A 13987-nucleotide genomic window follows, 5' to 3' on the forward strand; every position below is an offset into this window, starting at 1 on the left:
AATAGGAATGTTCCCTATTTTAACTATTTTTTTAATTTTCGAATATAAAAATAATAAAGCAAGCTGATTATGACGATGACGATACCTAAATAGATACCATATTTAGTAGCAAGCAAAGAAATATACTCAATCTGGCTACCAAATAAGTGCCCAAGTATGAAATAAATTAATGTCCAAACAAAGCCTGTTGTATACGAGAATATGGCATAAGTTTTAAAGGACATATGATTCATCCCGACCAAGTACGGAAGAATATGTCTAACAATCGGGATAAAATAACTAAAGACTAAAGCAAAACGCCCATATTTATCAAGCAAATCTTTGGATTGCAATAAATACTTTGCTTTTTTCTTTTTCATAAGTTTATCGAGCACTCGTTGACCAAATTGTCTACCTAGAACATACCCTAGTGAAAGGCCTGAAACAACACCTAAATAAGTAATTAGAAAGGATTTCCATACACTCATTGTATCTAATGACGATAAAAAACCACCACTCATTACAATCATCTCATCCGGGAGTGGCATCCCGATAATGCCTAGCCATAAACTGAAAAACAATGCAAAATAGCCATATTGATCAATAAATAGTAAGAGATCCTGCAACTCCATTAGCTTACCCTCGTATTTCCAAGTTGACAGCTAAAGACATATGCTGGGGGCATATTGATCCACACTTTTTCATGTGAGATCTCCGCGAAATAGCGTTGGAAGAATGCTTTTTTCACAAGTGAATATTGGAACGTGATGAATTTCCCATCATCCAAACAATCCTTCACATTATTTAAAATGCAACATGATACTTCTGACTTTAAAGATGTAAATGGTAGCCCAGAGATAACATAGTCTATTTTTTCAATATGCAACTCGTCTATATATTGCTTCATATTTTCTGCAGAGCCATTGATTACAATAACATAGGCCTCATGAGCGAACTGTTGACGTAATTTCTCGCAAAAATTCGGATTATGTTCAATGAGTACAAGCCATGTAGCTGGCTTTTTTCTTTTCACAAGCTCCTTTGTAAAAGAGCCCATTCCTGGTCCTAGCTCGACAATACATTGTGCAGTTTCAAAACAAATAGGTTGTATCATTTTATAAGCTAATTTTTTAGAGCTCGGGGAAATTGCTCCAATTGTTTTAGGATGTTTTATAAATTCAGTAAGAAAGGTAATAAATTGCATGAAAATTTCTCCTCACTTTGCATTCATGTAGATGGTTCTAACTATAAAGAGCATTTCTTAACGAATTGCGAGGAGAATTCTTAAAATTTTCTTAAGAGTTTACAATATTTAGTCGTATTTTTAATAGGCTAATAATGATTATGACCCTGTTTCTATGCTTTCTATGTTTGGGATATATTCTATCAATTATATTTTTTTGTATTTGAGTGTATTTTCATTTGGGGTACAATTGGGGTACGAAAGACTTTTTGCTGGGGTACTTGGGGTACAAAAAATAAACGGACAGGTATATATTGAATCTGATAACTTTAGTTTTATTATAAGTTGCAAAATCGCTCATTTTTTAGATGAGCGATTTTTTAACAACAGAATATCTGTTGCTACTTACAACGCCTACCAGTATTGATACAATTTTATTGTATTACCAACAAGCTATAAGGAAGGAGAAAATGTTTTTGAATATACAAGAACAAATTAGAGATCATTTAAAGCCAGCCGGCAAACAGGTTATTTCGTTTGTTGAAGAAGATATAGATATTTTGTCAACTCATATTGAAGATGATGAACAGATAATATCTGCAACAACAGGTTCAAAAAAGTTAACGTATTCTGAAATATAAAAGCAACACTTGTCAAACAAAGTATTGATCGCATAGTTCCCTACCTTCTAATGCTGTTCCTCTTATCTTTCATGAAGTATGTTGTTTCTTCGTAACAAATAGATAATTCCTAAAAAGACAGGCCAAATAAGTACTATATATCCAATATAGTTGCTGGTCGTAATTAGTTTTGTTTGAATTTCCTTTGAGATTGGTAATTTTATAATGCAAAAAATAATCACTGCAATATATATAAGTTTAAATTTACTTCGCTTTCCTAAAAGTGAATCTAGCCCTTTTTTTGCACACCATACATAAGCACCAACCGTTGTTATAATTAAAAATACCCACATTGTAATTCCAATAATATCAATCCGTTCTACAAAAGACAGTTCCCCTGCTTTAAATAAATTTAACACTGAAAATTCTACGTTTTTCAATTGCCATTCTGAATAGTACATTATACTAATAGAAGTTGTAAAAAAAAATAAGAGCATACTTATCCAAATTCCTATTAAAGAATCGCGAAATGCCTTTTTCTGATTAATAATGTAAGGAAAGTAAAACATGATTAGTTCATAACCAAGAATAGAAAGGTAACCTTCTTTTGTAGCAGTAAGAAATTCTTTAGTATTGAAATTAAACAATGGAAGAAAATGACTTACACTCCCTTTTTCAATAGCCCAATGTAAAAAATAGAATAAAGCTAATGAAAAAAAGAAGGCAAGCATGCTAAATCTTGCAATAGATTTTATACCTCCATTAACAACGTAAACAAGAATTAATAAGAAACAAATAACTGGTAAAGTAATTGTTTGCTCTGTTAATGCTGAACTTTGTATAAGATGCATATAATCACTTATTATTCCTGCACTAAAGACAATGAATTGAATAATAAGAAATAGGTTAATTATTTTTCCAAATGATTTTCCTAACAAAACTTCATTTATACGAAATAAATTATCATTTGGGAACTTTGAACAAAGCCAAATCATTTGCCATAAATTTAAACTAGCAATAATCCCAAATAAAAGTGGCATAAATGCCTGACTATACCCCATTGAACTAAGTTTCTGCGGTAAAGTAAGGATACTTGTACCCATCATTATATTTTGCCCTAATATGATAACATGGTAGCGATTCAATATTTTTGAATTATTATTTGCGCACAAACGTAGTTCACCCATTTTCGGTTTATAGTTAACGCATTGGTAATTATTTTTAATAATGATTTTTTTGAATACTTATTCAAAAACGCCATTTCTTAAAATAGTAAAGTCAATATTCACATTTACTTTCATAATTTTATACTTCTTTTGCCATTTTTCTTTTGTTAGTTTTGAATGTCTCACAGTGCTTCTATATTTTTCCCCAAATCCAAAAATATCTGATTCTACCTCTTGTGTATGACCAATTACTCTTGATATTTCATTTTTAAGCTTCTTTTCAATATCCTTTTCTAGTGCAGCCACACTTTCCCGTTGCCAAAAATTAATATCAGGAGAAACTTCTAATACTCTTGATTTCATACTAATATTTAAGTCGAATTCTGGTTTAGAAGCATCAACTAATTTTATTTCTCTTTTTGATTTGATTGTATCAAATGTTAATCTCATTTCATTTAACGACGAATTTCTATTATTTAGATTTCCATCACCTTGCAATACAGTTTCATATACCCCCATATTAAAATTTTCCCTAATTACATTTACAAAGAAATTATCTTTAGCTGGAAGTGTGCTGACCATTTTTCCTCCCTTAAAGATACCTATTGCACTAAATTCGACAAGATCACCATCCCTTTTGAGAATTGGCATCGACATTTCTTTTCCATTTGAATAATAATCATCTGCAATTATATGTAGGGTAGTTGTCGTTGTAAATTTCTGTTTATTGTTTTGTTCAATCAGTCTAAATATATGTTGTCCAATATCTTCAATATCTTTATATTCGTTTTCCAATAAGTCAGCAGCTTTCCCTTCTATCACAGCCATATAGAGGTTATTATTTATATTAGGATTCTCAAGATTTGAATGGATAAAATAATCAAGCCCCTCTCTTGCTAAGTCTTCCCCGAACGTAATCACCCTTGTTTGTCCAAAAGAAACTTGTTCTGAAAGTTCTCTATTTGTTTTTATTTTATTTCCTAAGAGAGTATTATTTTCCGTTGTAAAAACTTGTACTTTGCTTTTGAAATCAGGATTTATTTCTCTTATAACTCCTGTAACTGCTATTTTTTCTTCTTGTCCTATATCGTAACCTATTAATGATGTTACCCCCACTTTATCAAGAATATTAGTCCGTACACACCCGATTAAAAAGATAAGTGATAAAAATAACATTAAATAAAATCTTGCAATCGGCATTTTTTTACTCCCTATCCTTAAACTTTTTATTATTTTGTTCTATCAAAGAGAAGTTTATACAATTAAATCCTGGAGTATACAAACTATAAGTCATCACTTTTATTGTTTAAAAGATATTTATTATGTTCATAATTCACCTGTACACAATTTAAAAAATCAGGAGAAAATTGTCTATTATGAAAAGACTATTATTATTTTTTTGCCCCTTTGTCATACTTCTATCAGGCTGTTGGGATGTCACTGAACCACAGAGAATGTACTATGTTAATGGAGTCGGGGTAGATTATAAAGATAATCAATATGAAATTTATTTACAATTAATTAACTTCTCCAATGTTGCTAAAACTGAAACACCTAGTCCTGAAGCCTCACCAGCAGAGATTGGACATGCTACAGGAAAAACTATTGAAGAAGCTATTTATAAATTATATCGCTCGGTTGACCAAGAAATATTCTGGGGACATATGACTTATTTACTGTTCTCAGAAGAAGCCTTGAAGAGTGAACATGCTAATTCTGTTTTAGATACTTTCATACGATTTAGAGAGACAAGATATCAAATTCACGTTCATTGTACACAGGACTCTATTGAAGAAATTCTTCTAGTATCACCTATATTAGATAAGTCACTTCCTAATTCAAAATTAAGCAACCCTTTAAATACAAGTACATTAGAGGCATTTACAAGGCCTGTTGATTTAAGAAAATTGATTATAGGTTTAAATGAACCAAGTCATGAGGTGGCTTTATCATTGGTATCTATCAATAAAAATTGGGTGTCTGAAACAGAGAATCCCTCAGATGAAACAGCCATAAATGGTGTCTGTGTCCTTTCGAAAGATGGTTATAAAGGTGTTATAACTAATAATCTTGTTGGCGGGAACCGCTGGATGACGGGTCAAAAAAGTCTTGGAAATATTACCTTTAAATTAGAAAATAACGAAAGTGATTACATTACAGTAGATATTGAAAAATTAGACCTTGAAGTAATACCCATTGTAAAAAGAAATCAAGTGACATTTGAAATAGATATTGATTTAGAAGCTATAATCAATGGGTTTAATGGTAATTTAAATGTAAGTCAGTTAAAAAAGGGTATAGAAAAGAAAGTTAAAGAAGAAATAAAGACAACATATGAAGAGGGATTAAATTTAGACGTGGATATTTACCGATTATCTGAATATCTTTATCGAGATAATGTAAAAGCATGGAAAAGAATAGAGAAAGACGGAAAAGTACCTCTATCTAAAGATTCGATTAGTAAAATAACTATAAATGTAAATAAAATACACTCAGGGAGAAAGGTTTTTAAAGACAGTGTTGAGGAGTAAAAAACAACTAGGCACTCGCTTTCAGATGAGCGCCTGGTTTTAGTTTATAGCTTCTGGAACTTTACGAAATCCCACTAACGGCTTGTTTGTAAGAGCTATATCAGTTGCTAGTATATCAAAAGCAATGAAAGTAGCTGGATGAGTTAAAGTAGACTGTTCAATCTTGCTTGTGTTTGTTAGCCTTCCACGATAGGCAATGTCATCAAATACTGAAATGCCATTTCTAAGCACAACACTTTCGCAATCAATGATTGCTGTGTGTTCCTTAATAGAAGGGCAACCTCTTGAAGTTCAGGAAACTTAGCTGTCACATTGTTACCATGTCGAGTAAAAGCCTCTATCCTTTCGCCTTGCTTGTGTAAAAGGATGCGCCAACCATCCCATTTTATATCGTAAATCCAACTTGGATCATCATCTATTTCATTATTGTTACCCATGTGAAGTAACATTGGTTTAATTGGAGTAAATAACATTACCTATTCCCCCTCATGTACCATTATCTCATGGCAAACAAGGCAAAAATACATGTAAATCAAGGTACTAGTGGTAATCATTTAGATTGGTTCACTGGGAGATAATTTTCTTTATCTAAAATTTTCACGATGGCCTCTATATTACTACTCTCCCTATACTTTTTAATTTAAATGGTGTTTATTCAACAAACGGGCCAGATTGTTGAATAACACTTTTGACGATAAGAAATGCTATTCAAGTTTATATGCCAATTTATGAACAAGCTCCGCAAGTATAAACGTTGCTACTTCAACTGTTTATGCCATATGTACAGTAAACTGTATAATTGATGGTTCAAGCGCAAAGGCACAAATGTTGATTTAACAACATTCGTGTACTTGTATCACCACTCAAATCTAAATGAGGTACTTTGTTTCTAACAAATCATATTTGCACCAGAACCTCTTTTTCTATTACTAATTGATCCTCCTAACCTCATCCCAGTGCAACAAAAAAACACCTTACATATAAGGTGTGTTAAAAAGAAGCCTCTTCGGATAGTAGGATTTCGATTTCATCCTCTGCATAAATTTGCTCCGCATAATGGCTTCCCCATTGACAGAGCTCCTGCAAGATAGGTTTAAGAGATTCTCCAAGTTCAGTGGATGAATATTCAACCTTCGGCGGTACTTGATTATATATCTTTCTGCTTACAAGTCCACTGGCTTCAAGCTCTCTAAGTGTTTGAATCAGCATTTTCTGAGTTATATTTGGGATAATGCTCTTTAATTCACTCGTTCTCTTTGGTCCATCCTTTAAAAAGTATAATACAAGGCCTTTCCATTTTCCGCTAATAACTTCCATTGTCATTTCAAAACCACAACTAACTTTTTTCATGTCTAAACCCCCATATTATATAATTGTTACTTTTTAGTTAGTATATAACAAAAAAGTGGGTACTTCCAATAATATAGTTTATAGATGGATAATATACCTTGTAAGGTGTTTTTCAAGGCAGAGATTACAAAAGGGGGAATATTACAGATGACTAGCAATACTAATCAAGTTGTTCTAAACATTCGTTTCAAAGTTAAACCAGGTAAAAAGGAAGTCTTTCGGAACTCACTTTATTCACTTGTTGAAGTGATGTCGAAAGAACCTACCTTTATAAATGCTATTATAAGCGATGATATTGAAAAGCCGGATGATCTTGTAATTTATGAAATCTGGCAAGGCACAAAAGACAGTTGGTTACAGGAAGAATTGCCAAAGCCTTATCGAAAAAAATATGAAGAAATTCTTGGTGATCTACTTGAGGATAGAATAATAAGTTACTTAATACCAAACGGAGAATGGGGAAGTAATTTAACGAATGGGTCAAGAACAAGCTCAGAAAGCCTAAATGCCTCTATATCAACTTTTAAGTAACTTACTAAAGGTACTAGACATAAAATAAAATTAATTCTAAAGGAGTGTTAAGTATGGGTAAATTTGAAGGTAAAATAGCGCTTGTAACGGGTGGAACAAGTGGGATTGGTCTTGCTACAGCACAAAAATTTGTAAACGAAGGTGCATATGTTTATATCACGGGACGTAGACAAAACGAACTTGATAAAGCCGTTAACCAAATTGGCAAGAACGTAACCGGTGTTCAAGGTGATATTTCTAAACTTGAAGACTTAGACAAACTATATGACATTATAAAGCAGGAAAAAGGTAAGTTGGACATTCTTTTTGCTAATGCAGGCACCGGCAACTTCCTTCCATTAGGTGAAATTACTGAAGAGCAGGTTGATAGAACGTTCGACATTAACGTTAAAGGAACCATCTTTACTGTTCAAAAAGCATTATCACTATTCCCGGACAAAGTAGGTTCTATTATTGTAACGGGCTCTACTGCTGGATCAATTGGCAACCCAGCGTTTAGTGTATATGGAGCATCTAAAGCAGCATTAAGAGCACTAGTTCGCAACTGGATTCTTGACCTAAAAGGTACTGAAATCCGTGTAAATGTGGTAAGTCCAGGAGGTATTCTTACACCTGCATACGATGAGCTTTTTGGTGAGGCACTAGAAGATGTACTGGAAAATAGCAGAAATACTGTTCCAGTTGGAAAAGTTGGGACACCTGAAGAAGTAGCAAACGCTGTATCTTTCCTTGCTTCAGACGAAAGCAGTTACTTGACGGGTGTTGAATTGTTCGTAGATGGCGGGCTAGCACAGGTATAATTTCACTGTGCAGAGATTACAAATAATCCCCGAAAAAGGTTAATGGGATTTACTTGAAGAAGTCGTATAAAAAAGTCGTTTCCTTAAAGGACAGGGAATTCGACTTTTTTTATGTTTGGATTTGCTTATCGATGTAAATTCATATTTTCCTGGGGCTACCACTAAATGACCTGAAAAAAGATTACTTTATGAATAAATGTACTTAAAGTAACGGGTGCTTTAGCAAAATAAAATAACTAAGGTGTCATTTTTGCAGCTTTTTCGCATTTAGCACTATTCAACAATCGGGCGCGATTGTTGAAGATAATTTAGATGTTAAAAGAATTTGTTGTTATTTTTGTTTAAAGTAACCCCGTCCTCACTTAGACGGGGTTATACTTTATTGAAAGTTAAATTGTGTAGAATTATTGTTTTGTATTGTGACTTATCTCCTTTAAGTACTGAAAAATTAAATTTTCAACTTGGGTTTTTAGCGCTTGTTTTGCGTACCGTAGCACAACATCTTCTCCGGGATTCTTCACCACAACATCGCTAAAATATTGATCAATGTGAATCCACTTTACTATCTCTATTTTTTGTTTGGCTAACATACGTTTCTTATTGTAATAATCAGGCCTTATAACTTTTAATAGGACATCAACTATTTCAATATAGACCTTGGACATTTTTAGATTCCCTAGTGTATCGTAGTCATTCTGTAAAGACTTTACTGCCATATCCAATAGGATAAATTCATGTACATTTCTACGCTCATCAGGCTTAATCATCTGTATCTACCAATGATGCTTTTTGTATCTTCTCAAATTGAATACGTTTTATTGATAAATCAGCATCTAAAAGTAGTTCTTTCCTATATAGATCTGTCCCTGTTATTTTTCCTATTTCATCATGTAGCTTGTTATGGTCCCACAGTGTTAATTTGATTAGTTTTCGCATCTTAAAAGCACGCTGGACAGTTTGCTCAATCTCTTCAAGCTCCCATTCAGTCAACTCACGCTTTTTATCAAAATACTGTTCCTTTTTCCACTTCTTTATTTCCACCAAATGCTCTGGTAGCATCATTGATGTCCATTTCATATTCCCACGATCATGTAGCATCACAAATCACTCTCCACTAATATTCAGTATCTGAAATACTTAAAATATCTAAGAAATGTACTTATGAATGTTGTAGTACTTATCTTTAATATGGATTTGTTTTGTGTTTGCATCCATTTTTGTAACTGTACCTTCCAGAGCTTCGTCGCGTTTGTAGATGCTAAAGACTTTGGTTTGTTTTTCTTCCATAGCTTCAGTTAATGCATTTGCGATTTCCTCTAAGTCGAATTCATCACGATCTGGGTGTTTGGGTTCCTTTTTCTTTGTAGTCGTTTTTGTTTTTGCCATTTCCAATCTCCTTGCAGAACATTTGTTTGTATATATAATAGAACAGGTGTTTGTTTTATGCAATAATATTTACTGGATCTTAAGGAAAATAAATGGAATTATCTGTTGACTTTACATACTAGTACTAGTATAATTAGAGTATAGAAAGGAGGTGAACAAAGTGGATTATGATAAGGTTCTAGCTTACCTAGTAGCTATCGCAACAATCGCAAACTTACTTACAAGTTCAGCGAAAAACATAAGCGATATGAAGAGTAAGAAAAAAGAAAAGCGACGCCCCTCTCGCAAAGGAAAACGTCGCAAGTAGCATATGAAGGAGGTTAGCCCCTCCTTCCTATAATCTTATCACATCCTCATCGTTATGAAAAATATCGGATATATTGCTGCTTTAGCATTAGCCTTGTATATCTTGACTGACATAGTTAACTGGAGTGAACCAAAGTTTTTTGATTACTTCATGATTGTGTCCTACTCACTATGCTTTATATTAGTGATATTAAATATCGTAGTACACATCAAGAAAAGGAAGGGATAAAAATGGAGAAAAATTCACAGACCGAAGCTAATAAACGTTGGCAAGAGAAGAATAAAGAACGTGCAAAATACATTAGCGCACGATCAAGAGCACGTAGCTTTATTAAAAACCATGCTTTAGAGGAAGATTTAGACGAGTTTATGGAGTTAATTTTAGAACGTAAACAAATATTGAATGAAATGAAAATAGACCAAGATGGCATTTAGCTGTCTTGGTCTTTGCTTTTTTAACGTTGTGAAATAATAATTTTCAAACCTTCAAAATCTCCTGTAGTCAATGTACCAGCATCAAATTTATTGAGCCATGACTTATCAATTTTCCCTTTATCTACAGACTGTTTAATGTAATCACGGACAGCAGCTTTTGTTGTTGAGTTTGTGAATTGCATAATATCATCATCCTTTTCATTTTGAATTGTTTTATTATCTTCCTTGATCAATTGCACTTTAACAGCACTACTTGTCGGTACAATTACTTGTCCTTCTAATTTATATCCTGCAGGCATTTTCCATGTTGGGGGAATTTCAAAATGCGGAGCATCGTACTGTCCGGCAATCCAATATCCTCCCCATGTGATACCTAGCTTTTTAGCTATGGCGCCAACTTTTGAAAGCGTAGAAATATCATATAAATTTCTTGGAGGAGCAACAGCGATATCCCAAGCTCTACGTGATGTATGGTTACTATTACGCGTCCATGTAACTACTTGGCCTGGTCTTGTACGACCTTGCTCATACAAGTAGTTTTGGCGTGCTTGGCTACGGTATGTCTCTGTAATAAAAACAAAATCAATTCCTGCCTTGAAGCACTCTTGAAAGAGTAGTCGGCATGCTGTTTGTGCTGCAGCTGTTAATTCGCTTAGATCACGGCATGTAGTTGTTAAACTCGTCATTTCACATCATCCTTTGTTTTTCCGTATTCTAATGTTTGTTCACTATCACTTGCACCCGGCGTTGTTGGATCAACTACCACACCAAGTAGAATTAAAAAAGCGAGTACAGTGTTAAATAACTCTGTAACTCGCTCGTTATAAATTGTTGTGTCGTACCCGAATAGCGCACCGATTTGTTGCACTAACAGTAGTAGTAAGGCGAATGCACCCACTAAGAATGGTTTGTGTTTTAAACGTACTTTCCAGTTGATTTTCATTGTAATTCCTCCTAAAAGATATGTTTTTCCATACGGTCCATGCGGCCTTCAAGTGACGTTAAGCTTTTGCTTATTTCACGCATTGCATTGGCTTGCTCACCTTGTGCTTCTGTTAACGTTTCTAAATTTTTTAGTAATCGTTCTTCACGCTTGTTGGAATTCCAAAATACATAAACGACCAAACAAATACACAAGATTGACCACACCACCTGTGAGTTTGCTATATGACTTGCTGCTGTTACTGCGGATACAATATCCATTCAATCACCTAACCTTTGCCCTTTTTTGTGTAAATAAAAAGCCATGAGAAGCATCGAGAATCAGTACAGTGTACCGTTGCCCATCTCGATTACTCTCATAGCACATAAAAAAACACCCTCGATACGAGAGTGTTGTCTATACTTCAGAAATACTCGTTACTTTAATACTGTAATAACCAAACTGTCTTTTTAAAGCTTTAATAATTAAATCAATTAATTCACTTTCTTTTAACGTACCATCTTCAAGATCTTCATACTCATAATCATCAAAGTACATAATTTGGGATCCATATTCAATAGTTGTATTCTTTGTCTGGTTAAAAATATAATCTACTCGTATTTTCATTTTAAATATCTCCCCCCCTTAAATCTCCTATTTCGACAAAAGGAAGAGATTACCTTCTAAAAATGACAAAAAAATAACGCTAAGCCTATGCTTGCGTTTCTGTTTGTGTAGCTGCTACTGGCAGCACACTATTTATGGTGTGTTTATTAATGATTGCTCCACCAATATTCACGAAGTTAATCTTTGGATCATTTAATGTTGCTGTAAATGCAGTTGCATCAAACTCCGCATTTGTTAAATTAATAGCTTGTCCATTGTTTAGTTGTACTTGATAATCCATAATATCAATCTCCTTTTATGTTAGTGCCACAGAACCTTTTGTTGAACCATCAACTTGCACATATAATCTTCCGTTTGAGTAAGAGATACCTATACCTGACGAATTAGCTCTTGCGACTCCTCGAACAGTTGCGTATGAAAAATCTACAGTTCCATTAAAATCTGTTATCCCACCACCTGTTCCGATGGTTATATCTGCAGAACTTAAATTAATTTCTTGCGCGTTTAATTCCATCCCATAACCAGAACTGTTGATACGGTTTGAGTTATTAAATACTAGTGACTTAAAACCACCACTTTTACCTAAATACAAATTGTTCCCTACTGTAGCATCAGTGCTAATATCAATTGTGGCACCTTCTATCCTTCCAGCATAAATCGTACCTAAGTTTCCACTTATATCAGAAAGAACACTTACAGCACCAACCAAACTGATTTTAGAAGCCTGAATCGTAATTGTTGTTGACGTTTGGTTAATCAGTGATGCTATTGTATTACCGTTGTAATCAGTATTACTTACCTTTTGAGTAATCTGGTATGCCTGTTGCGTAATGCTACTTTCCGCTGTTCCAAGTCTGGAATCGACATTTGATACTCGGGTTGTTATTTGTCCAACCTCAATAGATAAAGACGACACTTGCGTCTGTGTACTGTCGGCTTTGCGTTCTACCCTGGAAACCTCTGCCGTAATGCTATCAGCTCTGATGTTGAGTTGGGCTACCTCGCTAGTAATACGGTTGTTCACACTTAGATTAATGTTGTCTGCTTTTATATCAATAGCTGCTATGCTTTTGTCGATACGTTCCACTTCTAATCGAATGTTCGAGTCGGTTTGTGTTATGGCCGAACGATACTCTTTAATCGATTCGTTTAAAATTTCCTGTGTCTCCGTTAATTCATCTGATAATGTTTGAGGTAGGGCATTACCAATCACAACGGCCACTGTTTTAAATTCATCTGTTTCTTCATCGATTACTTGAGTGACCTCTAAAATACGAGTCTGCATTTCATAATCCCAAGGCTTGTAAATTAGCCAGATACGCTCTCCAAGCTGTTTATCCAGTAACTCTATCGAATCCAACTCGATTGATATTTCTGGCTGGTCTTTTAACGATTTTCGAGCCTTATCCATCAAATTCTCTGAATCCGAAAACCGTTCATCGCTCATGTCATCAGCATCACGGATACCCCATTTTGCAGCCTGTGGCGACGTGTATCGGACAACAAGATTATCTTTACCCTTTGCACTAATACGCGTTCTTAGATTGTCTGTATTTACCGATTTAGACAGTTCAACGATATTGTCACCATATTGGTAGATAAAATCGTTATCTGGGCCAAGCATTTTGCTGAAATGGATGTTACTGTTTGATGTGATTTCATATTCACATTCAAATGCTTCACAGATTTGATTAACTAATTTAACGATATTGTCATTCCCGAAAGCTTCTATATAGCCATCTTCATTAAAATCACTTGTGAAGGTCCAGTTTGTATTACGCAATGCAAAAGTGGCAAACTCATTTAAGGTTTTATGTCCTCCGTTGGTGCCCTCTTGTCTGCGCCAGATGTTGTCAAAAAAGATATGTTGTGCAAGGACTGACTTCACATTTCCTCGGGATTTTCGTTGTAGTTGCTTTATCCGAAACTGGAAGCCACCAGCATCGATGATACTTTCCTCTGCAATCAAATTAAATGAATGTGGATTATCACTTTCACTTGCATCCAAGGTCAGTTCAAATACACCATCGATGTTCTTTCTTACAACTGGCTTTCCTCTACATACTAAAGCTTCTGTTAAAGTGCCTTCATAGTTAGTGATTGATAGCATCGTATCACCTTCTTCCACAATTAAAATACGCTACTCGGTGT

The 13987-nt window shown here is 34.2% G+C and carries 21 protein-coding genes; 6 read left to right on the top strand and 15 right to left on the bottom strand.

The window, feature by feature from the left end; all coding sequences use genetic code 11:
- Positions 1-23: 23 nt before the first annotated feature.
- On the bottom strand, positions 24-611 hold the full coding sequence (locus ABC382_RS08740) for a DedA family protein (RefSeq protein ID WP_274796242.1): 588 nt from the start codon (positions 609-611) through the stop codon (positions 24-26).
- The gene (locus ABC382_RS08745; protein WP_274796241.1) at positions 611-1183 is read right to left on the bottom strand and encodes a class I SAM-dependent methyltransferase; all 573 of its coding nucleotides are present in this window, start codon (positions 1181-1183) and stop codon (positions 611-613) included. The genes ABC382_RS08740 and ABC382_RS08745 overlap by 1 nt, the downstream gene beginning before the upstream one ends.
- 455 nt (positions 1184-1638) lie before the next feature.
- Between ABC382_RS08745 and ABC382_RS08750 the strand changes: the two genes are divergently transcribed.
- Positions 1639-1803 carry a hypothetical protein gene (locus ABC382_RS08750; RefSeq protein ID WP_407134942.1) on the top strand — a complete coding sequence of 55 codons (165 nt, stop codon included), beginning with the start codon at positions 1639-1641 and terminating at the stop codon, positions 1801-1803.
- Positions 1804-1865: 62 nt separating this feature from the next.
- Here ABC382_RS08750 and ABC382_RS08755 read toward each other — a convergent pair whose 3' ends face one another.
- Positions 1866-2888 (bottom strand): GerAB/ArcD/ProY family transporter, encoded by a 1023-nt coding sequence (locus tag ABC382_RS08755; protein WP_412926709.1) that lies wholly within the window; start codon positions 2886-2888, stop codon positions 1866-1868.
- Between the two features lie 138 nt (positions 2889-3026).
- A complete protein-coding gene (locus ABC382_RS08760; RefSeq protein WP_412926710.1) occupies positions 3027-4148 on the bottom strand; it encodes a Ger(x)C family spore germination protein in 1122 nt (373 codons plus the stop codon).
- Between the two features lie 176 nt (positions 4149-4324).
- On the opposite strand from ABC382_RS08760, the gene ABC382_RS08765 reads away from it, so the two are divergent.
- Positions 4325-5479 carry a Ger(x)C family spore germination protein gene (locus ABC382_RS08765; RefSeq protein WP_407134947.1) on the top strand — a complete coding sequence of 385 codons (1155 nt, stop codon included), beginning with the start codon at positions 4325-4327 and terminating at the stop codon, positions 5477-5479.
- A 176-nt stretch (positions 5480-5655) separates the two neighbouring features.
- On the opposite strand, the gene ABC382_RS08770 is transcribed toward ABC382_RS08765, so the two are convergent.
- Together ABC382_RS08770 and ABC382_RS08775 are read right to left on the bottom strand one after the other, a co-directional pair.
- The gene (locus tag ABC382_RS08770) at positions 5656-5952 is read right to left on the bottom strand and encodes an ATP-dependent DNA ligase (protein ID WP_407134949.1); all 297 of its coding nucleotides are present in this window, start codon (positions 5950-5952) and stop codon (positions 5656-5658) included.
- A gap of 517 nt (positions 5953-6469) precedes the next feature.
- Positions 6470-6829: a winged helix-turn-helix transcriptional regulator gene (locus ABC382_RS08775; RefSeq protein WP_269898021.1), complete on the bottom strand. Its 360-nt coding sequence runs from the start codon at positions 6827-6829 to the stop codon at positions 6470-6472.
- Between the two features lie 147 nt (positions 6830-6976).
- On the opposite strand from ABC382_RS08775, the gene ABC382_RS08780 reads away from it, so the two are divergent.
- Together ABC382_RS08780 and ABC382_RS08785 are read left to right on the top strand one after the other, a co-directional pair.
- Positions 6977-7360 (top strand): putative quinol monooxygenase, encoded by a 384-nt coding sequence (locus tag ABC382_RS08780; RefSeq protein ID WP_269898022.1) that lies wholly within the window; start codon positions 6977-6979, stop codon positions 7358-7360.
- 53 nt (positions 7361-7413) lie between these two features.
- A complete protein-coding gene (locus ABC382_RS08785; RefSeq protein ID WP_412926711.1) occupies positions 7414-8160 on the top strand; it encodes an SDR family NAD(P)-dependent oxidoreductase in 747 nt (248 codons plus the stop codon).
- 404 nt (positions 8161-8564) lie between these two features.
- Here ABC382_RS08785 and ABC382_RS08790 read toward each other — a convergent pair whose 3' ends face one another.
- The 3 genes from ABC382_RS08790 to ABC382_RS08800 are packed head-to-tail and all read right to left on the bottom strand — an operon-like array spanning position 8565 to position 9546.
- Positions 8565-8927, bottom strand: coding sequence for a YhjD family protein (locus ABC382_RS08790; RefSeq protein ID WP_407135749.1), 363 nt, complete (start codon positions 8925-8927; stop codon positions 8565-8567).
- A complete protein-coding gene (locus ABC382_RS08795) occupies positions 8920-9258 on the bottom strand; it encodes a YolD-like family protein (RefSeq protein WP_412927256.1) in 339 nt (112 codons plus the stop codon). The genes ABC382_RS08790 and ABC382_RS08795 overlap by 8 nt, the downstream gene beginning before the upstream one ends.
- 48 nt (positions 9259-9306) lie before the next feature.
- A complete protein-coding gene (locus tag ABC382_RS08800; RefSeq protein ID WP_412926712.1) occupies positions 9307-9546 on the bottom strand; it encodes a YolD-like family protein in 240 nt (79 codons plus the stop codon).
- A gap of 160 nt (positions 9547-9706) precedes the next feature.
- Between ABC382_RS08800 and ABC382_RS08805 the strand changes: the two genes are divergently transcribed.
- On the top strand, positions 9707-9853 hold the full coding sequence (locus ABC382_RS08805) for a hypothetical protein (RefSeq protein WP_412926713.1): 147 nt from the start codon (positions 9707-9709) through the stop codon (positions 9851-9853).
- A 230-nt stretch (positions 9854-10083) separates the two neighbouring features.
- Positions 10084-10287: a hypothetical protein gene (locus ABC382_RS08810; protein WP_412926714.1), complete on the top strand. Its 204-nt coding sequence runs from the start codon at positions 10084-10086 to the stop codon at positions 10285-10287.
- 20 nt (positions 10288-10307) lie between these two features.
- Here the strand turns inward: ABC382_RS08810 and ABC382_RS08815 are convergent, their stop codons facing one another.
- The 6 genes from ABC382_RS08815 to ABC382_RS08840 all read right to left on the bottom strand — a co-directional run bounded on the left by ABC382_RS08815 (position 10308) and on the right by ABC382_RS08840 (position 13946).
- The gene (locus ABC382_RS08815) at positions 10308-10973 is read right to left on the bottom strand and encodes a M15 family metallopeptidase (protein ID WP_412926715.1); all 666 of its coding nucleotides are present in this window, start codon (positions 10971-10973) and stop codon (positions 10308-10310) included.
- Positions 10970-11230: a phage holin gene (locus ABC382_RS08820; RefSeq protein ID WP_412926716.1), complete on the bottom strand. Its 261-nt coding sequence runs from the start codon at positions 11228-11230 to the stop codon at positions 10970-10972. The genes ABC382_RS08815 and ABC382_RS08820 overlap by 4 nt, the downstream gene beginning before the upstream one ends.
- Positions 11231-11241: 11 nt before the next feature.
- Positions 11242-11490 carry a hypothetical protein gene (locus tag ABC382_RS08825; protein WP_066036374.1) on the bottom strand — a complete coding sequence of 83 codons (249 nt, stop codon included), beginning with the start codon at positions 11488-11490 and terminating at the stop codon, positions 11242-11244.
- A 136-nt stretch (positions 11491-11626) separates the two neighbouring features.
- Positions 11627-11836 carry a hypothetical protein gene (locus tag ABC382_RS08830; RefSeq protein WP_407135756.1) on the bottom strand — a complete coding sequence of 70 codons (210 nt, stop codon included), beginning with the start codon at positions 11834-11836 and terminating at the stop codon, positions 11627-11629.
- A gap of 85 nt (positions 11837-11921) precedes the next feature.
- Complete coding sequence (locus tag ABC382_RS08835) at positions 11922-12116, bottom strand: hypothetical protein (RefSeq protein WP_412926717.1); 195 nt, start codon at positions 12114-12116, stop codon at positions 11922-11924.
- A gap of 15 nt (positions 12117-12131) precedes the next feature.
- Entirely contained in the window at positions 12132-13946 is a 1815-nt protein-coding gene (locus ABC382_RS08840; protein WP_412926718.1) for a phage tail protein, read from the bottom strand.
- Positions 13947-13987 lie beyond the last annotated feature (41 nt).

Origin of the sequence: Lysinibacillus phoenicis, assembly GCF_047238325.1 — a bacterium.
Lineage (GTDB): Bacteria > Bacillota > Bacilli > Bacillales_A > Planococcaceae > Lysinibacillus > Lysinibacillus irui.

Excerpts from the sequence above, each read along its gene's own strand:
- ABC382_RS08740 (WP_274796242.1), bottom strand. The coding sequence starts at position 611 with ATGGAGTTGCAGGATCTCTTACTATTTATTGATCAATATGGCTATTTT.
- ABC382_RS08745 (WP_274796241.1), bottom strand. The coding sequence starts at position 1,183 with ATGCAATTTATTACCTTTCTTACTGAATTTATAAAACATCCTAAAACA.
- ABC382_RS08755 (WP_412926709.1), bottom strand. The coding sequence starts at position 2,888 with ATGATGGGTACAAGTATCCTTACTTTACCGCAGAAACTTAGTTCAATG.
- ABC382_RS08760 (WP_412926710.1), bottom strand. The coding sequence starts at position 4,148 with ATGCCGATTGCAAGATTTTATTTAATGTTATTTTTATCACTTATCTTT.
- ABC382_RS08765 (WP_407134947.1), top strand. The coding sequence starts at position 4,325 with ATGAAAAGACTATTATTATTTTTTTGCCCCTTTGTCATACTTCTATCA.
- ABC382_RS08770 (WP_407134949.1), bottom strand. The coding sequence starts at position 5,952 with ATGTTATTTACTCCAATTAAACCAATGTTACTTCACATGGGTAACAAT.
- ABC382_RS08775 (WP_269898021.1), bottom strand. The coding sequence starts at position 6,829 with ATGAAAAAAGTTAGTTGTGGTTTTGAAATGACAATGGAAGTTATTAGC.
- ABC382_RS08780 (WP_269898022.1), top strand. The coding sequence starts at position 6,977 with ATGACTAGCAATACTAATCAAGTTGTTCTAAACATTCGTTTCAAAGTT.
- ABC382_RS08785 (WP_412926711.1), top strand. The coding sequence starts at position 7,414 with ATGGGTAAATTTGAAGGTAAAATAGCGCTTGTAACGGGTGGAACAAGT.
- ABC382_RS08790 (WP_407135749.1), bottom strand. The coding sequence starts at position 8,927 with ATGATTAAGCCTGATGAGCGTAGAAATGTACATGAATTTATCCTATTG.
- ABC382_RS08795 (WP_412927256.1), bottom strand. The coding sequence starts at position 9,258 with ATGCTACATGATCGTGGGAATATGAAATGGACATCAATGATGCTACCA.
- ABC382_RS08800 (WP_412926712.1), bottom strand. The coding sequence starts at position 9,546 with ATGGCAAAAACAAAAACGACTACAAAGAAAAAGGAACCCAAACACCCA.
- ABC382_RS08810 (WP_412926714.1), top strand. The coding sequence starts at position 10,084 with ATGGAGAAAAATTCACAGACCGAAGCTAATAAACGTTGGCAAGAGAAG.
- ABC382_RS08815 (WP_412926715.1), bottom strand. The coding sequence starts at position 10,973 with ATGACGAGTTTAACAACTACATGCCGTGATCTAAGCGAATTAACAGCT.
- ABC382_RS08820 (WP_412926716.1), bottom strand. The coding sequence starts at position 11,230 with ATGAAAATCAACTGGAAAGTACGTTTAAAACACAAACCATTCTTAGTG.
- ABC382_RS08825 (WP_066036374.1), bottom strand. The coding sequence starts at position 11,490 with ATGGATATTGTATCCGCAGTAACAGCAGCAAGTCATATAGCAAACTCA.
- ABC382_RS08830 (WP_407135756.1), bottom strand. The coding sequence starts at position 11,836 with ATGAAAATACGAGTAGATTATATTTTTAACCAGACAAAGAATACAACT.
- ABC382_RS08835 (WP_412926717.1), bottom strand. The coding sequence starts at position 12,116 with ATGGATTATCAAGTACAACTAAACAATGGACAAGCTATTAATTTAACA.
- ABC382_RS08840 (WP_412926718.1), bottom strand. The coding sequence starts at position 13,946 with ATGCTATCAATCACTAACTATGAAGGCACTTTAACAGAAGCTTTAGTA.